Below are 16,813 nucleotides of genomic sequence, written 5' to 3'. Positions count from 1 at the left end.
CAGTTCAAAACTGTATGCCTCGCCGTCTTCGAGACCGGTGATAGTCGCCGAGGTCGCGGTCTCGCCGACCGTCCCCCAGACCTGCCACGTCGAACTGGATGACTCTCGATACCGCACCTCGTACTCGCCGTTGTCGATGGTGTCTGTCCAGTTAACCGTGATTTCGTCCTCGATACCGTTATCGAGACTGTCGATGCTCGCGCTCGGAAGCTCGGTCGTGAACGTGACAGGCATCTATTGATCCTCCGTCTCAGTATGGTCGGTGTACGCGACGACGCGCAGGTCGTACTCCTCGCCGTCGAGAAGATTGCTCGTCGTGTACTGGCTGGTCGTCCGACCGATGTTGTCGGCATCCACGGTCCACGAGGAGGCGTCGGTCGGTTTGACTTCGACGCGCTGGTCGCCGTAGTCGTGGTTCGGGGTCCACGAGACCGTGGCTTGGTCGCCGGAGATGGAGTCGACTGTGAGTCCAGTCGGCGCGGGGAGCACCGTCACCGCCGAGTTCTGCCCGCTGTCGGTACTGGCATGGTCGGTGTTCCGCCGGACGGTGTAGTAGTACTTCTCGCCGTCGGTCAATCTCGCGCCGGTGTAGCTGGTCTGTGTGAGGTCTGATACCGTCGCCACGACGGTCCCGGTTGACCCATCGGTCGAGCGGAGAATCTCCCAATCTCCGTCCGACGAGTTGTCGTTCTTGTCCCAGTTGAGCGAGAGTTCGTCTTCCACCGAGTCGTCGATACTGACCCCTGCCGCACTCGGGAGGTCCGTGACGCCCGAGGTCTCGTCGGAGAGCGTGTCGGCGGTCCCGCCGTAGTACGCAGCAACCCGATAGAAGTACCGCTCGCCGTTTTCAAGGCTGGTGTCCGTCCAGCTGGTGGTTCCGGCAGTGAGGTCGGCGACACGCGAGTAGTCCGCAGTGGAACTCCCCGAGGACTCAGCACGATACACGTAGTACCCGTCCGCTTGGTCGACGGCGGTCCACGAAAGGTCGATTTCGTTTGAGCGGGTGGCGTCAACCGACGCCCCCGAAACGGTTGTCCGGTGGGTGTTGCTGTACGCCCAGTCGGAACTCGTGTGCTCCGTTTGCGCTCGGACCGCAACTCGGAGTTCGTCGGCGGACTTATCGAAGCTGACGGCTGTCGATTCCGTCCCTGCGTCGGGAGTGCTATCGTCGGCCCATGTCCCGTCTTGTTCGACGTTCACGTCGAAGTTGGTCTCGTTGTCGCTGTTGTCAGTCCACGTTGCAGTTCCGCTGGTCGGGCTATCGATGGTGAGTGAGGTGCTAGACGGCGCGGGCAGCGCGGTCGTCGCGTAGTTCGAGTCGACCCAGTCGGAGGCCCCGGCGCTATTGTACGCCCGGACTCGATACCGGTACTGTTCGCCGTCCAGCAGGTTTGACTCGCTGCAGCTGGTCGTGTTTGCGCCGACGTCTGCGACCCGCGACCAACTCCCGTCGTAATACTTGTCGACGTGGAAGCCGTCTTCGTCGGTGCTGTTGTCGGACCACGACACCGAAGCGTCGTCGCCGCTGATCGAGAGCGATATCTCCGACGGGGCGTCCGGCGTGCGTTTCTCAAGATATAGATAATCGTAGGCCATCCGGTAGTTCGACCCGGACCCCCACGCCCCACTCGAGAAGTTTGAGACGACTACCGTCTCGATATCGACGCCCTGTCGGAGCGAGCCAGCGTGAGTCTGAGTCGTGCCACTCTGCAGGTCGCTTACCTCAAGCGCATACTCGCTATTCCCCCAGTCAAAACTGATTATCACTTCAATCCAGCGACTGTATCCATCTCCGCCATAGAACTGTCCGATCCCGTCGCCGCCGGAATAATACCACTCGGGGTTATCCGTCGCCATCCCCACCTCGTGGTTTCCGTTCGAGTTCCGAAGCCGCAGACCACCACCATAGCTAGTGTCGTCCTCCTCGAAGTAATAACCGAACGTCGCTGGACGGTACCCGCCCGACAGGTCTGCCGTGACGAGCGTCCCCGCAACCTCAACCTGCCCAATGCCGTCAGCAACCCCCGCGTAGGACCCCTCATACGGATCGCCACCGCCGTAGGTTGCTGTATCTGCTTTCCACCCGCCCGCAGTGTTCGTCCATTCTGCAACATCGCCGTCCTCAAAGTCATCCTGCACGGACACCATCAGCCAATCACCCCCTCACGCGCGACGAGTCCCTGCACAGCCTCCGAGGCGTAGTCCTGCGTGTCAGCGACGGGATCGAGGAGGTCCTGCAACCCACTCGGGGTCGGCGGCGTCTCCTGTTGGGCGACCACCCACTGCGGCCGCTCGTAGCCACGGGGCAGCCGCAAGTCCAGCCAGAACTCGCTGTCCGCGGTGGGGTCTCGGAACCGGCAGGACGCCTCGACCCGGCTCGGGCCGATCCGCGATATCGACCAGTCGTCGAGCGTCCAGTCCGACGTGCCGAGTCCGACCGTCGACCACGAGTCGTCGCCCGGCATGTACGCCTCGACGCCGAGGCCCGCGTCGAGGTGGACGCGCACGAGACCGTTATCCAGCACGGCCGCGCCCGCGAACTCGTGGCCGGTCGAGAAGCAGAATTGCCACGAGTTGATACCGTCCTGTAGTTTCGCGCGGTCGTGGTCGTCCCACACCACCACGTCGACATTCCTCTCCTGCTGATAGGCGAGGTCGTAGACGAGCGTCGGCGACGAGAACGAACTCGCTCGCGCGTCGACTACCTCCACGTCGCCGTGCTCGCCCGCTCGTGTCTCCACGACCGACACCGGTTCGGTCTGTTCGGTCTCCTCGTCGAACCACTGCACGTCGCTCGCGGCTGCGTCCACCCCGAGGAGCGCCGTCTGGTCGTTCCCGAGGTCGTTCTCAACTTGCGCGACGCTCGTACGGACCGCGCGGCGCTTCGACTCACGCGTCCCCGCCTTCGTCAACCGCCCGTCGAACTCGCGAAGCTCGTCCACGTTCGGGTCCAGCGGCTTCACATCCACGTTCTCCAGCGAGTAGTAGCCGTCTTTCCCGGACTCGCCCGCAGCGTAGAACGGCACTTGTGATATCGACCCGGCGTCGAAGAGCTCCTCGACCTCCGCAGCCATCAACCGAGCGTATTTTCCCGCGAACTGGCCGCGGAGTAGCTCTTGGTTCGGTTCGAGCGATAGTGATTCGACGGATGCGGTGTCTTCGTCGAGGAGGCCGTGGGTCGCGAGGTTCCGCTGGATCTCCGACCGGTTCATAATCTGTGCGTTCGCCGGGATGTGTAGCGTGTAGAGGTCTCTATCCATCGTTGAGTCTCCGTTATCGTTCGTTCCGCGAGGATGCGTGGTAGGGTTCTGATAGCGATGCTGTTTCGACGAACGTCAGACTGCCGTCAAACGTTGAGGACTGCTCGGTGAAGTCCACCTCAACGCGTGGCTCTTCGGGCGCGATGACGAGCGGCGCGTAGTAGCCCGACTCACTATAGTTCCCGACTTCGAGGTAGGCTTCATGCCCCGGCCGACTGTCGATCTCGCAGACCTGCAGGTAGCGGTCGAGCAGTTCCATCTGGCGCTGAAGGCTCTCGCCGGTCGCATCACTCGCGGTACCACCGTCCCCGGAGTCGCCCCACCGGTGCCCTGACCCAGTGAATCCTTGGAAGTCGAGTTCGATGACGTGCGCGCCAGCGCCAAGGTCGAGGACGACCTGCTGGCGCTTCCCGGTCCCCGCGAACTCCGTGTCGGTCTGCTGTTCGATAAAGTCGCTGAAGAACGCGAGGAACTGGTTCGCTTTCTGGCTGCCGAGCCGTCCGGTCCGCGTCTGGAACGCGACCGTGAGGTTCGTCCGGAACTCGAACACGCCCTGTTCGGGCTGGCCGTCGTTATCCACGTCCGCAGGCGGCAACGTGAGTTTCGCGCCCGAAAAGGTCACCGCCATCGCTACCGCCGCCCCGTGAACTCGCGGCGGAGTTCCTCAGCCATCGCTTGAGCTTTCTCCTCGGCGATCCGTTCGGTCTCACGCCGAGACGTTCCTTCGACGGTGACGTTACTCTCCGCGTTGATCGTCGTCGACCCACGGTTCTCCGCGGCCTTGTTCCCCGACGAGGAGTTGTCCGACTGGTTCGGTGGGTCTGTCGAGACGTTCGGCCCAGATGTTTTCAGGTCAACCGTGATGTTGTAGTTCGATGCGTCTACGTCCGGTGTTGAGACGTTGAGGTCCGGGCGGGTATCCGGCTGATTCATGTTCTGCCATGCCGCGAATGGTTCGCCTTTGCCCGGCTGGGTGTTCATCAGGTCGTTCGCCCCTGTCTTGTTCGACGCGGGATTGGGGTCGCCCGCCGTCACGTTCGACGACTTTTTACTCATCATCGCTTGCACGATATCGGTTTTTGTCACTTTCTCCGCGATAATGTCGGACCCGGAGACGATTGCGGCAGTCCCGACGAGTGCTCCCGCCGCGATGACCGCTGGAGAACTGATCAGTACCCCGGCGGTTATCGCCGCGGTCCCGCCGATAAGCGCCGACGCCGAGATCACTGCCGAATCAGACACCAGAACACCCGCCGAAATCGTCGCGGCCCCAGCGACCAACGCCGCAGGCGGGATGACGGCCGCCGCAGACACGAGCGCTGACGGAGCGATACTCGCCGCAGTCCCGACCAACGCGCTCGAGGACACCGTCGCGGTCGACGCAATCAACGCCCCGGCCGTGATAGACGCTCCACCTGCGATGACGTGCGCCGGGTTGATGTTCGCGCGATGATTGATGAGTTGGTCTGCGGTAATCGCTACGCCGCCCGCCATGAGCCCGCCGCTCGCGAGCGCTGCGACCGACCCGAGAACACTACTCAGCCCGACCGTGCCAACCATCCCGCCACCCCCACCGCCGCCGCCAGATGCTTGTCGTTTCTTGAGTTGGTCGAGGAGTTGGCGCTCCACGTCGAGCGACTCACGAGCGAACTCGTTTGCCTCCGTGAGCAGTTGTCGAGTCATCCCTCGCTCGCGACCCGTTATCTCGCGGGTTATCGACGAGGACGCTCCGGACGAAGCATCTACCCCCACCGAGACACTTCCGATGCTCGACTGAATCTCGTTCCGAGCAGCTGCGAGGCTCGTTTTGTCTACTGATACTTGCAGGGTGGACTGGGTGCTGAAGCTGGTGGTCATGAATTACAAAAACGAACGGTGGTCTTTCGAGGCGGTGCTACTGCGTAATCGTAACGTCGTGCGACTGGATTCGTGATTTCCAGTCCGGATTCCGGAGGTATACACGCACGGTAAATCGCCAGATGTCGTCAGGTTGAACGTTGTTTACAGACGTGATACCAGACGCGAGCACATGGCCGTTTTCCGCGTACAGTTGTGGGCGGACATCAAGATAGTCGATAGAACTCCCCGACGTATTCTCAACCCGACCCGTGACCCGGATTGTACTGCTGGCATCTGTTGGTACTTCCATCGAACTCTCCCGTACCCGGACCCCCTCGGGAGACGGCGTCCGGGACAGACGGCCAGCTTTCGAAATGCGGAGTTCAGCCTCCGCGATATCACTGGCGTCCCCCGGATAGACGAGCCACGGTTCCCACACGTCATCGGGACGTAACAGCCGGACATCGCCAATCGCCGTATCTAACAGTTCCTCATCACGATTGTAGAACGCTGCCGTAGCGTTCACGTACCCTAAAATCGCACCTCCGGTATTTTCAATCGTCCCCGTAACTGCGGCCTCAGTCCGGACGCTCGTCGTTCGAGATGCCAACTCGGCACTCGTAACTGAGACGTCTGCAGCCGGTGTCGGCGTCGAGACCGTTGTCGATTCCACAGGCTGGACAGCTTCCTCTTGAGGAGTCTCCGTATCGGCCGCGTCACTCTCGCTGTCTGTTCCGGCGCAACCGGCGAGCCCGAGGACGCCGCTAGTAGAGACTGCCGCACCGAGGAACATTCGGCGATTCATGACCGGCCCTTCACAGACGCAACAAATCAATCTTTAGCCAACTCACTCCTCGTCAGAAACACCGAGCGGCCCGAGATACTTCCGGACCGACAGATAGGCGTCGATAACCCGCCACGGGTACTCAGCGACCTCGCGGGGGTCGTGCCCGTCCGCCATCAACGCGGTCTGTGCGTACCGCCACATCACGCGTCGTCCGACTCGGTCTGTGTCTCCGCGAGCAATGCGTTGAAGCTCGTCTCGACGCTGTTTCCCATCGTCGTCAACTCGTCGATCCGGTATTCCGCCCACTTCAAGAACGTAATCGGGAGCTGACTCACAGCCCCGATCCGCTGCTCCTCGGTCATCTCGTCGCCGACGTACGGCGCTTCAACCGTGCCGGACGCAACCAGATACACGCGCGTCGCGCCGCCACCCGGTTGCTCCCCCCGCTCGGCCGCGGAGGAGACGACGGAGTCCTCGACCCGCCCGAATTCGCCACCCGTGAGTCCGGAGACCGTTACGGTCTCCGTCTCCCACTCCTCGAGCGCCCAGTTGAGCCCTTGGAGATAGGTGTCGATCTCGTTGCCTTCCTGCACCAGTTCACCGCGCTTCGGGTTATCGTCGGCGAGCGCGGCCGCCTGTTCTGCGAGGTCGCGTCGTCGTTGTTCAAGCCGGTCGATTTCACTCGCCAACTCGATTTCTTTCGTTTGCAGTGGCATAGTAGGGGTTAGACGATGGTGACGCCGCCGTTGACGTGGAACGACGTGCTGTCGGTCGTGTCGGTATCGCTCGATACGAGGTCGTTCCACCCGTAGGTGTCTGGTTTCAGTTTCGCAAGCTGGTACGTCGAGACCGCCGACCCAGCCGCGGACAGGTCAATGCTTCCGGAGACGTTCGACAGCGAGTCTTCGGTCGCCGACGCGCCCGCGGAGCCGTACGCGAGTTCCATCCGCGACGGCCCACTGAAGATTGCGTCCACGTCGAGCGTCGTCTCCGGGTTCTCGATGACCGCGTCGACGGGCTGGCGTTGGTCCCCCCACTGGAACCGCGCGATGTTCGAAATCGACAACGACGCCGACTGCAGCTTCGACACCGACGCCCCATCTACGGACAGTGAGAACCCGTGGAATGGCACGTCGTTGCCGTCACTCGGCCCGGTGATACCGGTGGGCGTTATCGACGTGTTCGTCGTTTCGTCGACGTACGCCATCGACAGGCTATACGAGACCATACCGTCGTTCTCCCAGTCGATACTGTACTCCAGCGGGATGCACCCGGATAACTCCCGCTCCGCAGTCCCAGACAGGAAGTCCAATCCGAGATAAAACGTCGCACTGGACGCGCGCCCCGACTTGAACCCGCTTCCGGCGTCGTTGAACACGAGTTTCTCGACCTCGCCGTGCACGTCCTTCGAGACGACCGCCTCGACGCTGACCGCACCATCCAGTCGCGTCGCAACGCTGTCGACGGGTTCGACCGCGCCGTCTTCACGCATCCGCTCAAGCGCGTTCGACAGTTCCAGTTCGGTGACGCTCGGGTTCCGGCCGGTCTTGAACGCGTCCGGGTTGCCATCGCTATCACTATCGACGAGGTCGCCCGCGAGCGTCTGTTCGTGGCTGAACGCGACCGTCGCCGTGCCTGCGCCGGTCATGGTGCGGGCCTCCTCGGTCGGCCGAGTAGATGGTTCGCGGCTTCGCGCGCGGCCTCACGGCGGACGGTGGATTTGGTTCGCTCGGCGACGCCGCGGCACAGGGTGAGTCTGCGGCGTGCGTCGAGGTACGAGTCGCCTGTCGTGGTGACCTCCGTCTCCGGGTCGCGGAGTCGCCAGACCTCGCTGCGAGACCCGGCCGCGCCACACGTGACGATTTCGACCGGCTGCGTCCAGTCGATTGTCACGTTCGAGACGGAGACTGAGAATGATAGTTCGTGAGTCATGGGAGTTCTTCGTAGCCGTTGAACACGATGTCAAAATCGTGCCGGAAATAATCCTGATAGTTGCTCGACTGGTTGCTCTCGTTCACCAACCGAAGGCCGGTGTACGTCACCCCGGTCCCGCCAGCGTCCGGATACGTCCGGTTAACGAGGAGCGCGTCACGGATGCGGTCGACCAGCCCACCGCCGCCACTGAACGGGATGCCGTCACTTCCGCCGGGGTCGATGTAGCCGAACTCGCTCTCGTGGAGTCCCTCGATGCGGACCCCGACCACGGCTTCGCGAGCGTGGTCGTACTCCGTCCCGACCGGGTCGTTGGTTACGTCGGCGAGTGATGCGCCGACCGCGTTTGTCTTCCGGAGTTCAGCGGTCCGCGACCGAATACCGTCGTCGAAGAACTCGCTTTCGTCGCGGTCGATGCGCTGGAGCGGCGTGGTGATCGCGCCGACGACGCTCCCGAGTTGGGTGAGCGTCCAGTCGACTTCCGGACTGGTCACGAGTTGACCTCCCGGTGAAGCCAGTTCTGTGCGTCACGGATCGCCCGACTCTCGGGAATCCCCCCTGTCTCGCTCCCCCACTCGACCGACTCCGTCGTTATCCACTGGTCGATACGGTCGTAGTAAAAATGCAGCACGGGGTCGCCCTCGATGGTGTGCGGGCTCACGCCGAACTCGAACAACGCGGTCAACTCCGGCCACTCGACCCGAACCGAGACCGAGGAGTCGTCGCGGTCAACCGACAGGGTGGCGTCCTGCCAGATATGGTCGATGTCGTAGTCGTTGCGCGAGGCGTACGCTTCGAAGTTCTGGCGGGCCGTCTGCTTGAACATCGGCCCGACCTCCTCGCGCATCGTCGTCTCCACGTCGTCGAGGGCGGCGTCGCGGAGCGCGTCTTCGAACCCGGAGTCGAGCGTCGTCACTGGTAGACCTCCAGTAGTTTGTTGGCCTTCCGTTCGAACTCGTCAGCGAGCGACTCGACGCTTCGGACGCGTGCGTTTTCGGGGATCTGCACCGCGGCTTCGTCGACGAAATCCGACGCGGCACGGAACGCGACCGCGCGCCGCACGTTCTGCGGGATGCCCTCGTGACCGTAGCTCCACTCGACGTAGACCGCGTTGGCGAAGCTGTCGAGGACGTACTCGTTGTCCTCGCCGTCCGCGAGGAGGTTCGTGGTGTCGAGATAGAGCCGACTCCAGCCGCCGTTGTTCACGCGGAAGTAGTAGTCGTCGCCGAGCGCGTCCGGCCACAACCCTCCCTCGTACTCGGTGGTCCAGTCCTCGTAGCTTCCATCCTCGGTGCGGACGAGGAGTTTGGAGATTGAGTCGGCGTCGCGGCGCGCGAGCTCGATCTTCGAATAGCTCCCCTGCGAGGTCTTCGGCGCAGGCCCCTCGTCGTCGACCACGAACGCGCTACTGGTCGGGATGTCCTCCTCGTCGTCACGGCTCTTCGGGCCGGTCGGAATGTCGATCTGACCGGCTTCGTCGAGGATACTGGCCCCCGCGGGCGCATACCAGTGGCGTTTCAGCGATTTCTCCAGCGGCTCGGTCTGGGCTGTGATTGCGTCGACGGCGAGTTGTTTGTCCTGCTGGATGTCTCCCGGTAGCTCCGCGTCTTGGAGTGCTCGCCGGAGGTCCTCAAGCGTGCAGTAGCCCGTGTCTGACATCGCTGGCTACCTCGGGTTGTTCCGTACTTCGATGCTGTACGTACAGCCGTTACTCGACGTAGCGCGGACCCCCTCACACTGCGGCAGGTCCACCGTATAGGTCGTCGTTTCCGAGAGCGTCTGCACGTCGGCCTCGTAGGTGGCGGCCGCGCCGTCGAACTCGATGGTCAGCGTGTCGTCGGCGTTGCCTTCAAGGTCCTCCAGCGCGACGCAGACGACCGGCGTGTGGTAGCCTCCGCCGCTGGAGAAGTTGAACTGGACGGCCTCGCCAGCAGTGAGACTCTCCGAGTCCGCGAGGACGGCGGCCGCATGCCAAGCGGGCACGGGTTAGTCCTCCGCAAGTTCGGCGCGCCGGTCGTCGACCGCTTCGAGAACGGTGTCGCTGGTTTCCACGGCTTCGACCGCGTCGAGGGAGTCGTCGAGGTTGCCCGCTGTGACTGCCTCCGCACGGTCTTGGTAGTCGTTGGCCAGCCAGTCGGACTCCGAGAAGCCCTCGCCAGCGAACGCCTCGCTGGCAGCGCTGTTCGACTCGCCAACATCCGGGTCGCGGTCGCTGTCGCCGCTCTCGACCTCGAAGTCGCGGTGGTCGTCGAGGTAGCTGGCGAGTTCCTCGTCGATGGTCTTGGTGTCGCCGGGGTCGAAGCCGACGCCACCGACGCGGTAGTGGCCGCCGTCAGCCGTATATGTGGCTTGTGGCATCTTGGGTCACCTCACACCGCGATGTTGTTGATGAGGACCGCACCCTCCTCGTCTTCGACTTGGAAGTCGTCGCGAGTGCGCATGAAGTAGCGGGCGAACAGGTCGTTCTCGGCGGTCTTGTCCGTCGCGTCCAGCACCTCGATTTCGGTGTCGCGCCAGACGCCGTAGATGAGGTTCTCGGGGTAGGTGAACAGCGCCGTGCCCTCGGGCCAGCCAGCGAACCCGTACACGTCGTAGTTGAATGGCGTCAGGTCGTCGTCGCTGAAGATGACCGCAGCGCCGAGCGGGTCCTCACGCTGGGTGAGTTCGTATTCCCAGTCCTCGATCTGGCTGAGGTTCATCATGTAGACGGGTTCGTTCACCGTCGCCGACCGCTTGAACCGGTTAGGGAGCGCCGCCCGCGCCTCGTGGAACAGCGACGTGTCGATTGCGCCGCCCGTGTGGTCGTAGGTGTTCGTGTCCGTACGGTTGTTGAGGAGTTTCAGCCAGCCATCGTTCTGGCTGAGGAACGCCTGCGTGTCGCCGCCCGACGCGTCAGCGGTGTCGCCGTTGATACCGAGATCCTGCGTGTCCACGCTCCACTGGCGCGCCATCTTGTCGAGCACGATCTCGTCGACCTGCCCGATGGTGTCCTCGACGGTCTCCCGCGGGAGGTCCCACGACAGCACGCCCTTCTCAGCGTCCATCTCGATGCCGTCCGTGTTCACCTCTGCGCTACCGCCGCTGGTCCCCTCCTCGGTGCCAGCGCCGCGGCGCATGCGTTCGCCGACGCCGATGCGGGCGAGTTCCATCTTCGGCCGCGGGAGGATCTCGGTGCGGACCATGTCCATCAGCATGGACGTGTCCTGCACGCGCCGGTACCAGTCCTCGAAGAGGTCACGCGGCATCACGCCGCCCGAGAGGTCGCCCGGCGCGATGTCCTTCAGCGCTTCTTCGTTACTCTTCCGGACGCCGGTCATGCCTGCGTAGTTTCCGTTCATCGACTACCTCCCGTGACTTCGCGAGCCTTGCTTTCCGGGATGAAGAATGCTTGTCGCTCGGTGAGGCCGCCCTCGTCGTCCCCGCCCTTCTCCGCGCCGCCGAGCTGCTGGGATTCGGTCGCGCCAGTCTGCTTGCTGATCGCGTCGATGCGCTCGGCGTTCTTCTGCGTCTGTTTGCCGATCTCTTGTGCCCATTCAGGGGCGTCCGCCAGCAGGTCGCTATCGCCGTCTGCGTTCTGGATCTCGTCCAGCCGCTCGGCGTTGTCCTTGGTCTGTTCGATCAGGTCTTGTGCCCACTCGGGGGGCTCGTCGTCTCCGTTAGTCATGTCAGAATCGTCAGTGGCAGTGGTGCTGCCATCGCCGTCCGACGTGTCGCCGCCGGGAGCGTCTTTAGCAGTTGATTCGTCGGCAGTCTCCGAGACCTCGGCCGTCGTCGCGTCCGTCGTTTCGCCACCGGAGGCCCCGGTCAACGTGTTGAGGAACGCTGTCGCCGCGCTCGTCAGCTTACTCGCCGCACCGGGCTCACCAGCGCCCTCGACGTTGATTCCACGGTCGAGCACGTCCCACAGCCGTTCGGCGTCCTCTTCGCTGTGCCCGCGCTCCAACGCTTCTTCGATGAACCCGTCACGGTTCCCGAGATGGTCGGCGAGGCGCTTCTCCGCGGTCGCCGCTCGCGCCTTCGAGGTCGAGAGAATCTGGGCGTCAGGCACCGCCGGGATGTCGACCGCACTGACCTCCTGCATGATGCCGTCTGTCAACTCCCAGTACTCCTCGACATCGACCGCGTCCGGGACCGAGACCTCGTCGGGGAGGTCGTCGGCGTCGCTGCCGGTGTACGTCCAGTCGACGTTGACCGCGCCGATAGAGTGCCCGCCGAGGATGTCGTCCTCGACGAGACTCCAGAGTTCGTCGTCGTGGTAGGCCCACGTCTGGACCCACGTGCCCGCCTCGACGGTCTGGCCACCGATCTCCTCGGCCTCGTCGAACACCTCGTTCCGTTCGAGCGTCATCCAGTCGCTCGGCCAGACAGCATGCATCACGCCGCCGTCGGCCTCCTCGACATCGATGAACGCCTCGAACTGTGCGGCGAACGCCTGAATCGTCTCGGGGCGTTCCCAGTCGCCGTGATGGTCAACCATCCACGGCACCATCACGACGCCCGTCGCGGACTGGGCGTCTGCGTCTTTCTGGACGTAGTCGACGCGCTTCTCGTAGTGCTGTTCGTCGCGCTGTTCGGTCATCTATCAATCCTCGTCGTCGTCGTTGGCGGTGGAGTCGCTGGCGTCGTCGAGGTCTTTGGCACGACCGGATGAGAGGACGCCGCGCTTTTCACCGCGCTCTTTGTCACTATTTTCGCTCATGGTAGAATCGGGATTGTCCTCGGTCAGATCTCGCTCGCACGGGGAGTCGAGGTGCTTCCGTGCTGACGGTCATCGTCGCGCTCGTCAGTCGTCAGTCGGCGCTGCGGCCCCGATCTGCGGCCAGCCAGTTGTGTCGGTTAACTCCTCGTAGACGAAGTCCCACTTGATGTGCTCGTGGTGATACGACCCATGTGAGGAGGCGTCCTTCAGGCCCGCCCACGTCTCTTCGGAGACATCGAGGTAGACGTAGATTCGGTCGACGGGGTCGCCGTGAAACCGGATATAGAGGTCGCGCGTCTGTCGGTCGTACAATCCAGCGACGAGGTTCGAGGAGTCGAACTGCATCATGTCGACGCGAGTCTGCTCCGGCGAGAGCGGGTCGTCCAACTCGACGGTGACACCGGGGCGTTCGCCAACCTTGTTCTCCGCTGGTGGCGCATCTTCCGGACGGCTGGCCTGCACCGCTGATCCAAGCGTCTCGTCGGCGTCGCTGCCGACGTTCGCGACGAGCGTCTCGCCGTCGACCGGATGGTCGTCGGGGAGTGGGTCCTCGCCGATCATCTCCAGCGCTCGGTCGACCGGCACTGCGCCGCGGACCGCCTGAATCTTCGTGCGTGCAGTCCGCGCTTCTTCGGCGGGGCGGTCCGCGCCCCGGAGCTCGAAGTCGATGGTCCACTCGTCGACGCCGAGTGCGGTCTGATGGAGAATCCGGTACAGCCGAGCCTCGAACTTCGCTTGCTCGGGTGCGATAACGTCCTCGGCGAACTCGCGGACTTGTGCCTCACTGTTCGACCGGTTGCTCGTGCTGGTGACGTTGATGAGGAGTGGCGGGACTTCGTGGACTTTCGCGATCTCGTGTTCGTTACGTTCGCGGAACGCTTGGAACTCCATGTCGTTCGAGTCCGTCGCTCCTAAGGGCTCGAACTCGATCTCGACATCGCTACCATCCTCAGCCTCCAAGGGGGTCTGCTGCTCGAACTCGTCGACTTCGAGGATGGCCGTTCGGTACGGTTCGCCTTTCAGGTTCTGTTGGAGCTCTCGAAGTTGGTCTTTCGACTCCTCGGTGAGTTTGCCGCCGGTGACTTTGATGGCGTAGTGCGGAATCCCGAGGTTGTCGAAGATGTCGTGGTTCCACTCTTGCGCGGCCTCGTCGGCGGCCATCGTCCGCATCGCCGCGACCCAGTCCGGGATGCCATAGTAGAGACTGATCGGACTTGGGTTCGGAACGAAGAGGAGTTCATTCGCGGGCTTGTTGTCGAGCGCCTCAGCGCTGTCGGCGACCTCGCCGGTCTCCCGGTCGACGAACGTCGGGTCGTCGCCGTAGCGGTCGCCTGCCTCGCCGAAGTATCGGCGGCGGCCCTGCCGGATCTGGACGTACCCATGCCCGCTCATGATTTCTTCTTGCTCTTCGCCGTCAGCGGTTTCGACGGTAGTGGTGGTCTTGCGGACGCGGACGGTCGCTGCGGGCACATGTGCGAGGCCGACGGGGCTGCCGTCGCCTTCGACGAGGATTTCGAGCGCGGCCCAGCCAACGCCGTGGTAGTCGAGACGGCTGAGTTCGAGGACCTCCTCGGGAGTTGACGCGGCCGTGCCCTCAGGACCGATCTGCCAGCGTGACTCCGAGCCGTGCCAGAAATCATGTACTGTTTGGTGGGCGGTCCCCGGTCCGGTGTCGGGGTCGTCCGCGCTCGGGTGAGGGGCGATGTCGAAGCCGTAGCCGACCTCGTAGCGCGCTTTCTTCCGCAGACATGCTTGATGGGTTTCGTTGAGTTCCTGGAACGCCGCGAGCGTTTCGGGGTCGTATGGTGGGACGATGCCGCGGCCAACGTCGGTCGCGATGCGGCGCTCGTCGAGCTGGGTTGATTCTTCGGCTTTCTCCAGCGCTCGCTTGTTGCCGGGCGTTGAGATGGACAGCGATACCGTCGGTTCTGAATCGTCGTTTGAACGGTCTGTCATAGGTAGCTCACTCCGTTCGAATCGTCATCAGGGCTGGTGTCGGCGTCGAGGAGGCCTGCTGCCTCTAACTTCCGGAGGCCTTGTTCGGCCATGTACCATGCCGCGATGAGGTCAGGGGTGTGTCCCGACAGCTTGCCGTCTTTGAGTTCTAGCGACAGGGCGGCTTGGACGAAGTCTTCGGTTGGCTGGTGGCCGCGATAGAACTGGATGCCGCCGTTCTCGACAAGCGTCCGCAACCGTGGGATGCCGTTCTCCCAGCTGTGTTTCTGGCCGGTGGTCGGAATCGACGTGATCTTGGACCGCAGACTTGGACTGAATTCGATGGCGTCGTTGGCGACGTACTGCTGCATGCCGTTGGACTCGATGACGACAAGCGCGGGGTCGTAGCGCTGGTCGAGGTCGAGGAGTTCCGCACGAATTTCGCTGGGCTGGAGGCCGGTGTCGGCGCGCGCGTCAAGGAGGCGTCGGCGACCGTCCCGCTGGACGTGGAAGGCGACGAACGCCGCGTTGTCCCCCGTCTTCGACTGCGCCGGGTCATGGGCAACGACCGTCGCCTCTCCTGTGCCGGGCGATAGCTCTTCCGGGGGGTGCTGGTTGCGGATCGAACAGCCACCATCGCTGGCGAGCGCGTTGATGTCGGACTGGTCAACGAGATTCCCGCTGGCACCCTGAATCGTGAGCGTGTATTCGCGCCAGAACAGGTGGTCGCTCATCTTCGTCTTCTTCTCCGCGAGGAACTCGGGGCCGCGGGCCTCCGGCCACAAGACCTGCACGGTCTCGCCGTCCTGCCACGGCGACGAGACCTCGGTGTAGTATTCGGGGTCGGGGCGGCGTTCGTCGTAATCGTAGTCGTCGGCGAACTCGCGATCCCACGTATCCAGAATCGCCGGGAACTCGCGGAAGCTATACCCCTCGTAGCCTCGGAAGTGTGAGTAGATGTCGTCCGGACGTTTCCGGGTGCCGATGATGACCTCGCGGCCGTCGTCCTTGACCATCGGCGTGCAGACACCGTCCACCCAGTTCAGAATCGTCTCGGTATCGCCGTCACCGTGCTCTTTGATGATGTCGTCGAGGATGAGGAGATGCGCGCGCTCGCCCTCGATGCCGCCGAACAGCCAGCTTGTGAGGAGCGACGACCCGTTCGCGAACACCTTCGTCTCTTTGGAGTCCTCTTCGCGGGGCTTGTTCAACTCGATCAGCCACGGGTTCCGGTCGATCATCCGGTTCAGTTCGCGGTCCGCCTTCGAGTGCGCCTGCCCCTGCGTGTTCATCGCCCAGATCGCCCGGTATCCCGGCCGGTATTCGAGGCACGCAACGAGGAACACCGTGACGATAGTCGTCTTCAGTCCGTCGCGGTGACACAGCAAGGCGAGGTCGCCGTCAGCGTCCGCGTCACCCGCGAGATGCCGCAGCCACTGGCCGTGATGGTCCCCTAAAGGCTGCCAGTCGTCGTGCTCGACCTCCATGTAGCCCTGCGTGAGCTTATTCGCAAAATCCAGCCAGCACCCGTGCTCGAACGGATTGTACGCCGCCCGAATCTGGGTTGGGGAGAGGTCGACCTCCTCGGTCGCGTCCGACGACTGAGTCGAGGAGCCGGTCTGCGTTGTGCTACTCATCGAGGGTTGCCTCCCGGACCGCGGCCGCGGTCTCCTCGTCGAACTCCACCGACTCGTTCACGTCGAGTTCGCCCGACAGGTTGATATCCGTGCTGTAGACGCCGAGCACGTCCGCTTTCTCCCGCATGTGGCCCGCCATCTCTTTCCGCGCGAACTGGCGTTGCTGGAGGTCGGGCTGGTCGCGCTCCAACCCGACGACCACCTGCCGGTACTCGGGCGTCCGCCCACGCTCGGCCCCAACCGGATACTCCTCGCCCGGCGGGAGATAGGTCACGCCGTCAGTGAACGCGAGGATAACGTCGCGGTCGGTCGCCCACTCCGGCCGCCGCTCCTCGTCGCTGGGCGGCACCCGCTCCCACGCCGACACGCGAACCTCCTCGTCATCCTCGTTCACCGTCATCTTCGGCACCATCGCCGTCACCGGCTCGTCGTCCACCGCAAGCGTTTCGAGGTCCTCGCGCGCCTGCTGGTACAACCGCTCGTAGCGTTCGGCCGCCTGCAGCCGGACATCCGCGTGCTTCTGCTCGATCTGCTCGATAATTTCCTCTTTCGGCGACTCGTTCAGATAATCGCGAACCGTCGACGCAGACGTGATATTGTACCCGTTCTCTTGAAAGCGCTCGACGATCTCCTCGGGCGTGAGGTTGTCGAGATGATGCCACTTCAGCGCGAGGTGGACGCGGCGTTCTCTCTTGCTCATGGTACTGGAAAGGTGTCGTGGTGC

General features: G+C 63.4%; 19 protein-coding genes and 1 pseudogene. All 20 read right to left on the bottom strand.

Annotated features, from left to right (window positions below; all coding sequences use genetic code 11):
• Positions 1–12 precede the first annotated feature (12 nt).
• A pseudogene (locus EPL00_RS24170) lies at positions 13–234 on the bottom strand (fibronectin type III domain-containing protein); the annotation flags it as partial.
• A complete protein-coding gene (locus EPL00_RS11325) occupies positions 235–2,148 on the bottom strand; it encodes a fibronectin type III domain-containing protein (protein ID WP_135852603.1) in 1,914 nt (637 codons plus the stop codon).
• The gene (locus tag EPL00_RS11320; RefSeq protein WP_135852604.1) at positions 2,148–3,260 is read right to left on the bottom strand and encodes a hypothetical protein; all 1,113 of its coding nucleotides are present in this window, start codon (positions 3,258–3,260) and stop codon (positions 2,148–2,150) included. The genes EPL00_RS11325 and EPL00_RS11320 overlap by 1 nt, the downstream gene beginning before the upstream one ends.
• Before the next feature lie 13 nt (positions 3,261–3,273).
• A complete protein-coding gene (locus EPL00_RS11315) occupies positions 3,274–3,888 on the bottom strand; it encodes a hypothetical protein (RefSeq protein WP_135852605.1) in 615 nt (204 codons plus the stop codon).
• Between the two features lie 2 nt (positions 3,889–3,890).
• Positions 3,891–4,943, bottom strand: a complete 1,053-nt coding sequence (locus EPL00_RS11310; RefSeq protein ID WP_135852606.1) for an LbetaH domain-containing protein — start codon at positions 4,941–4,943, stop codon at positions 3,891–3,893.
• Positions 4,944–5,154: 211 nt separating this feature from the next.
• Entirely contained in the window at positions 5,155–5,904 is a 750-nt protein-coding gene (locus EPL00_RS11305; RefSeq protein ID WP_135852607.1) for an FxLYD domain-containing protein, read from the bottom strand.
• A 42-nt stretch (positions 5,905–5,946) separates the two neighbouring features.
• Positions 5,947–6,087: a hypothetical protein gene (locus EPL00_RS11300; protein WP_162224201.1), complete on the bottom strand. Its 141-nt coding sequence runs from the start codon at positions 6,085–6,087 to the stop codon at positions 5,947–5,949.
• Positions 6,087–6,602: a hypothetical protein gene (locus EPL00_RS11295; protein WP_135852608.1), complete on the bottom strand. Its 516-nt coding sequence runs from the start codon at positions 6,600–6,602 to the stop codon at positions 6,087–6,089. The genes EPL00_RS11300 and EPL00_RS11295 overlap by 1 nt, the downstream gene beginning before the upstream one ends.
• Before the next feature lie 8 nt (positions 6,603–6,610).
• Positions 6,611–7,534, bottom strand: coding sequence for a phage tail tube protein (locus EPL00_RS11290; protein WP_135852609.1), 924 nt, complete (start codon positions 7,532–7,534; stop codon positions 6,611–6,613).
• Positions 7,531–7,818 carry a hypothetical protein gene (locus tag EPL00_RS11285; RefSeq protein WP_135852610.1) on the bottom strand — a complete coding sequence of 96 codons (288 nt, stop codon included), beginning with the start codon at positions 7,816–7,818 and terminating at the stop codon, positions 7,531–7,533. The genes EPL00_RS11290 and EPL00_RS11285 overlap by 4 nt, the downstream gene beginning before the upstream one ends.
• The gene (locus tag EPL00_RS11280) at positions 7,815–8,312 is read right to left on the bottom strand and encodes a hypothetical protein (protein WP_135852611.1); all 498 of its coding nucleotides are present in this window, start codon (positions 8,310–8,312) and stop codon (positions 7,815–7,817) included. Before EPL00_RS11280 ends, EPL00_RS11285 begins: the two co-directional genes overlap by 4 nt.
• Positions 8,309–8,734: a hypothetical protein gene (locus EPL00_RS11275; RefSeq protein ID WP_135852612.1), complete on the bottom strand. Its 426-nt coding sequence runs from the start codon at positions 8,732–8,734 to the stop codon at positions 8,309–8,311. Before EPL00_RS11275 ends, EPL00_RS11280 begins: the two co-directional genes overlap by 4 nt.
• A complete protein-coding gene (locus EPL00_RS11270; protein WP_135852613.1) occupies positions 8,731–9,477 on the bottom strand; it encodes a hypothetical protein in 747 nt (248 codons plus the stop codon). Before EPL00_RS11270 ends, EPL00_RS11275 begins: the two co-directional genes overlap by 4 nt.
• 6 nt (positions 9,478–9,483) lie before the next feature.
• Positions 9,484–9,801, bottom strand: a complete 318-nt coding sequence (locus tag EPL00_RS11265; RefSeq protein ID WP_135852614.1) for a hypothetical protein — start codon at positions 9,799–9,801, stop codon at positions 9,484–9,486.
• A gap of 3 nt (positions 9,802–9,804) precedes the next feature.
• Positions 9,805–10,176 carry a hypothetical protein gene (locus EPL00_RS11260; RefSeq protein ID WP_135852615.1) on the bottom strand — a complete coding sequence of 124 codons (372 nt, stop codon included), beginning with the start codon at positions 10,174–10,176 and terminating at the stop codon, positions 9,805–9,807.
• Between the two features lie 11 nt (positions 10,177–10,187).
• A complete protein-coding gene (locus EPL00_RS11255) occupies positions 10,188–11,156 on the bottom strand; it encodes a phage major capsid protein (protein ID WP_135852616.1) in 969 nt (322 codons plus the stop codon).
• Complete coding sequence (locus tag EPL00_RS11250) at positions 11,153–12,397, bottom strand: XkdF-like putative serine protease domain-containing protein (RefSeq protein WP_135852617.1); 1,245 nt, start codon at positions 12,395–12,397, stop codon at positions 11,153–11,155. The genes EPL00_RS11255 and EPL00_RS11250 overlap by 4 nt, the downstream gene beginning before the upstream one ends.
• 204 nt (positions 12,398–12,601) lie before the next feature.
• Entirely contained in the window at positions 12,602–14,473 is a 1,872-nt protein-coding gene (locus tag EPL00_RS11245) for a phage portal protein (protein ID WP_135852618.1), read from the bottom strand.
• Entirely contained in the window at positions 14,470–16,089 is a 1,620-nt protein-coding gene (locus EPL00_RS11240; RefSeq protein ID WP_135852619.1) for a phage terminase large subunit family protein, read from the bottom strand. Before EPL00_RS11240 ends, EPL00_RS11245 begins: the two co-directional genes overlap by 4 nt.
• Positions 16,082–16,789 (bottom strand): hypothetical protein, encoded by a 708-nt coding sequence (locus tag EPL00_RS11235; RefSeq protein ID WP_135852620.1) that lies wholly within the window; start codon positions 16,787–16,789, stop codon positions 16,082–16,084. The genes EPL00_RS11240 and EPL00_RS11235 overlap by 8 nt, the downstream gene beginning before the upstream one ends.
• Positions 16,790–16,813 lie beyond the last annotated feature (24 nt).

It is taken from the genome of Halorussus salinus, assembly GCF_004765815.2.
Lineage (GTDB): Archaea > Halobacteriota > Halobacteria > Halobacteriales > Haladaptataceae > Halorussus > Halorussus salinus.
This window is presented reverse-complemented; position numbering and strand designations above follow the sequence as displayed.